At 70.5% G+C, this 4,533-nt stretch carries 3 protein-coding genes and 1 pseudogene; all 4 read left to right on the forward strand.

Annotation, left to right across the window (positions count from 1 at the left end; all coding sequences use genetic code 11):
* Window positions 1-107: 107 nt before the first annotated feature.
* Window positions 108-827 carry an L-ribulose-5-phosphate 4-epimerase gene (locus RTM68_RS16585; protein ID WP_312173048.1) on the forward strand — a complete coding sequence of 240 codons (720 nt, stop codon included), beginning with the start codon at window positions 108-110 and terminating at the stop codon, window positions 825-827.
* Window positions 824-2,419, forward strand: coding sequence for an FGGY-family carbohydrate kinase (locus tag RTM68_RS16590; RefSeq protein WP_312173050.1), 1,596 nt, complete (start codon window positions 824-826; stop codon window positions 2,417-2,419). The genes RTM68_RS16585 and RTM68_RS16590 overlap by 4 nt, the downstream gene beginning before the upstream one ends.
* 38 nt (window positions 2,420-2,457) lie before the next feature.
* Window positions 2,458-3,981, forward strand: coding sequence for an L-arabinose isomerase (gene araA / locus RTM68_RS16595; protein ID WP_312173052.1), 1,524 nt, complete (start codon window positions 2,458-2,460; stop codon window positions 3,979-3,981).
* Window positions 3,981-4,533, forward strand: a pseudogene (locus RTM68_RS16600) (galactose mutarotase); the annotation flags it as partial. The gene araA and the pseudogene RTM68_RS16600, both read left to right, overlap by 1 nt.

Here is a 4,533-nt window from a genome sequence, read left to right on the forward strand (position 1 = left end):
GAGGCACGGGCGGGCGATCGTCGAGAGCCGCACCTTGACGCCCCGCCGACCCCCGTGTCACACTACTGTGACCGGTCACAGTGACCACCGACGACCCTGAGGTACCCGTGAGCAACGAAGCCCCCGTCTTCTCTGCCGAGATCGACGCATCCATCCAGGCCGTCCGCGAAGACGTCGCCCGTCTGCACGGAGAGCTCGTCCGTTACGACCTCATCGTCTGGACCGGCGGCAACGTCTCGGGCCGCGTGCCCGGCGCCGACCTGTTCGTGATCAAGCCCTCGGGAGTCTCGTACGACGATCTGACCCCCGAGAACATGATCCTGTGCGACCTCGACGGCGCCGTGATCCCGGGCACCCCGGGCAGCGACCGCTCGCCCTCGAGCGACACCGCCGCGCACGCCTACGTCTACCGGAACATGCCCGAGGTCGGCGGCGTCGTGCACACGCACTCGACGTTCGCGGTCGCATGGGCCGCCCGCGGCGAGGAGATCCCCTGCGTCATCACGGCCATGGCCGACGAGTTCGGCGGACCGATCCCGGTCGGCCCCTTCGCGATCATCGGCGACGACTCGATCGGCCGCGGCATCGTGCAGACCCTCAGCGGCCACCGCAGCCGCGCGGTGCTCATGCAGAACCACGGCCCGTTCACGATCGGCGTCGACGCGAAGGATGCCGTGAAGGCCGCCGTCATGGTCGAGGATGTCGCCCGCACCGTGCACTACGCCCGTGAGGCCGGCCCGCTGATCCCGATCCCGCAGGAGGCCATCGACAGCCTCTTCGCCCGCTATCAGAACGTCTACGGACAGAACTCGGACGCCCGCCGATGAGCAGCTCGAACACCGCACGCGACGACATCCGCGCCGGCCGCACGAGCCTCGGCATCGAGTTCGGCTCCACCCGCATCAAGGCCTGCCTGATCGGCTCCGATGCGACCGAGGTGCTCGCCACCGGGTCGTTCGCGTGGGAGAACCGGCTCGAAGACGGGCTCTGGACCTACTCGATCGACGAGGTCTGGGCGGGCCTTCAGGCCGCGTACGCTGCCCTCGTCGCCGACTCCGAGAACCGCCACGGCGCACGCCCCGAGTCCTTCGGCGCGATCGGCATCTCGGCCATGATGCACGGGTACCTCGCCTTCGATGCCCAGGGCGAGCTGCTCACGCCGTTCCGCACCTGGCGCAACACCAACACGGGTGCGGCGGCTGCCGAGCTCACCGACCTGCTCGGCGTGAACATCCCGCTGCGCTGGTCGATCGCGCACCTGCATCAGGCCGTCGTCGACGGCGAGGCGCACGTGCCGCAGCTCGACTTCGTCACGACTCTGGCCGGATACGTGCACACGACGCTCACGGGCGAGCGAGTTCTCGGCGTCGGCGATGCCTCCGGCATGTTCCCGATCGATTCGGCGACCGGCGACTACGACGAGCGGATGCTGCAGGCCTACGACGCCCTCGCCGGCGACCGGCTCCCCGCGAAGACCAAGGTCCTGCTCCCGACCGTGCTCCCCGCCGGCGCCGCCGCAGGAACGCTCACCGACGACGGCGCGAGGCTCCTCGACCCGACCGGTGCGCTGGCATCCGGCATCCCGTTCTGTCCGCCCGAGGGCGACGCGGGCACCGGCATGGTCGCGACCAACTCGGTGTCGCCGCGCACCGGCAACGTCTCGGCAGGCACGAGCATCTTCGCGATGGTCGTGCTCGAACGGCCCCTCGCCGAGGTGCACCACGAGCTCGACCTCGTGACTACTCCGGCCGGCGACGCCGTCGCGATGGTGCACTGCAACAACGGCGCGAGCGAGCTCGCGGCCTGGGCGGGGCTGTTCACCCGGTTCTCGGCCGCGGCCGGCCAGCCGCTGAGCGACGACGCCGTCTTCGACGCCCTCTTCCGCGAGGCTCTCGACGGTGAGGCGGATGCCGGTGGGCTGCTCGCCTACAACCACCTGGCCGGTGAGCCGATCGCCGGTCTGACCGAGGGGCGCCCGCTGTTCGTGCGCACCCCCGACAGCGCGTTCACGCTCGCGAACTTCATGCGCTCGCAGCTCTACGGTGTCTTCGGCACGCTCGCGCTCGGGATGCAGGTGCTCGCCGCCGAGGGCGTCGAGCTCGACCGCATGTTCGCGCACGGAGGCATGTTCCGCACCGCCGGGGTCGCACAGCGCTTCCTCGCGGGAGCGCTCGGCGCGCCTGTCGCCGTCGGCGAACTCGCCTCCGAGGGAGGGGCGTGGGGCATCGCGGTGCTCGCGTCGTACCTCGCGCACGCCGAGACGCAGACGCTGGGCGAGTACCTCGAACGCGATGTCTTCGCCTCGGCATCCCTCGCGGTCGCCGACCCCGACCCCGCCGACGTCGCCGGGTTCACCGCCTACCTCGACCGCTACCGCGCAGGCCTCGCCATCGAGGCCGCCGCAGTCGACTCCCTCTGAACTCTCCCCGCTGATACCGGAACATCGAAGGACCCCTCATGACCCGCACCCCGCTCACCACCTCGCTCGACGGCTACGAGGTCTGGTTCCTCACCGGCAGCCAGCACCTCTACGGTCCCGAGACGCTCGCGCAGGTCGCCGAGCAGTCGCAGGAGATCGCCCGCATCCTCGATGAGGCCGGCGAGGTCCCGGTGAAGATCGTCTGGAAGCCCGTGCTCACGGATGCCGCCGCCATCAAGCGCACCGCACTCGAGGCCAACGCCGACGACCGCGTCATCGGTCTGATCGCCTGGATGCACACGTTCAGCCCGGCGAAGATGTGGATCGCCGGTCTCGACGCGCTGCAGAAGCCGCTCGCGCACCTGCACACGCAGGCCAACGTCGAGCTGCCGTGGGCCGACATCGACTTCGACTTCATGAACCTGAACCAGGCGGCGCACGGCGACCGCGAGTTCGGCTACATCCAGACGCGTCTCGGCGTTCCTCGCAAGACCGTCGTCGGCCACGCGAGCGACCCGCGCGTGCGTCAGGAGATCGCGACGTGGCAGCGTGCGGCCGCCGGTCTCGCGGCATCCCGTTCGCTCAAGCTCGCCCGCTTCGGCGACAACATGCGTTACGTCGCCGTCACCGAGGGCGACAAGACCGAGGCCGAGCTGCGGTTCGGCGTGCAGGTCAACACCTGGGGTGTGAACGACCTGGCGGATGCCGTCGCCGCGGCATCCGAGTCCGAGATCGACGCCCTCGTGGCCGAGTACGAAGAGCTGTACGAGGTCGTGCCGGAGCTGCGTCGCGGCGGCGACCGCCACCAGTCGCTGCGTGACGGCGCCGCGATCGAGATCGGCCTGCGGTCGTTCCTCGAAGAGGGCGGCTTCGGCGCCTTCACCACCTCGTTCGAAGATCTCGGCGCGCTGACGCAGCTGCCGGGTCTCGCGGTGCAGCGACTGATGGCCGAGGGATACGGCTTCGGCGCGGAGGGCGACTGGAAGACCGCGATCCTCGTGCGCGTCGCCAACGTGATGGGCGCGGGGCTTCCGGGCGGGGCGAGCCTGATGGAGGACTACACCTACGACATGACACCCGGCGATGAGCTGATCCTCGGGGCGCACATGCTCGAGGTCTCGCCGTCGCTCACGACCGCGAAGCCGACCCTCGAGATCCACCCGCTCGGCATCGGCGGCAAGGACGACCCGGTGCGCCTTGTCTTCACCGCCGACCCCGGCCCCGCGATCGTCGTCGCGCTCAGCGATATGCGCGACCGGTTCCGCCTCACCGCGAACGTCGTCGAGAACGTGCCGCCGCGTCAGTCGCTGCCGAAGCTGCCGGTCGGCCGGGCCGTCTGGAAGCCGCAGCCCGACTTCACCACCTCCGCTGCCGCGTGGCTGACCGCGGGTGCTGCGCACCACACCGTCATGTCGACGGCCGTGGGGCTCGAGGCGTTCCGCGACTTCGCCGAGATGGCCGAGGTCGAGCTGCTCGTGATCGACGATGCGACCACGCTGCCCGAGTTCCAGAAGCAGGTGCGCTGGAACCAGGCGTACTACCGACTCGCGCAGGGGCTGTGATGACCGACGTCTCTGCTGCCGCCGGTTCCGCCGTGGATGTCGCGACCGCGGCGCGCCCGCGCTCCGGGCGCCAGCTGCGCATCGCCGGACACGGCTACGAGGCGGTGATCGCGAGCGTCGGCGCCTCGCTGCGCGTGCTCACCTTCGAGGGGCGCGACCTCGTCGTGCCGTTCGAGGCCGACGAGGTGCGACCCGGATACCGCGGCACCACGCTCGCGCCGTGGCCCAACCGGATCGTCGACGGCCGCTACACCTTCGGCGGCGTCGAGCATCAGCTCGCCCTCACCGAGCCCGGCCGCGGCCAGGCGCTGCACGGTCTGCTCGCGTGGGCGGAGTTCGAGGATCGCCTCGTGACCGACGACCGCGTGGTGATCGCGGCCGTGATCGAACCGCAGACCGGATACCCGTTCCGCGTCGAGGTCGAGACGGAGTACCGCATCGACGCCGACGGGCTGCACCAGACCGTGACCGCGCACAACCTCGGGGCGGATGCTGCGCCGTGGGGCACCGGGCCGCATCCGTATCTCGTCGCCGGCCCCGACGCCCAGGTGG

Source organism: Microbacterium sp., assembly GCF_031988965.1.
Lineage (GTDB): Bacteria > Actinomycetota > Actinomycetes > Actinomycetales > Microbacteriaceae > Microbacterium.

Bases quoted from the DNA above. Each gene is read 5' to 3' on its own strand.
- RTM68_RS16590 (WP_312173050.1), top strand. From the start codon at position 824: ATGAGCAGCTCGAACACCGCACGCGACGACATCCGCGCCGGCCGCACG.
- araA (WP_312173052.1), top strand. From the start codon at position 2,458: ATGACCCGCACCCCGCTCACCACCTCGCTCGACGGCTACGAGGTCTGG.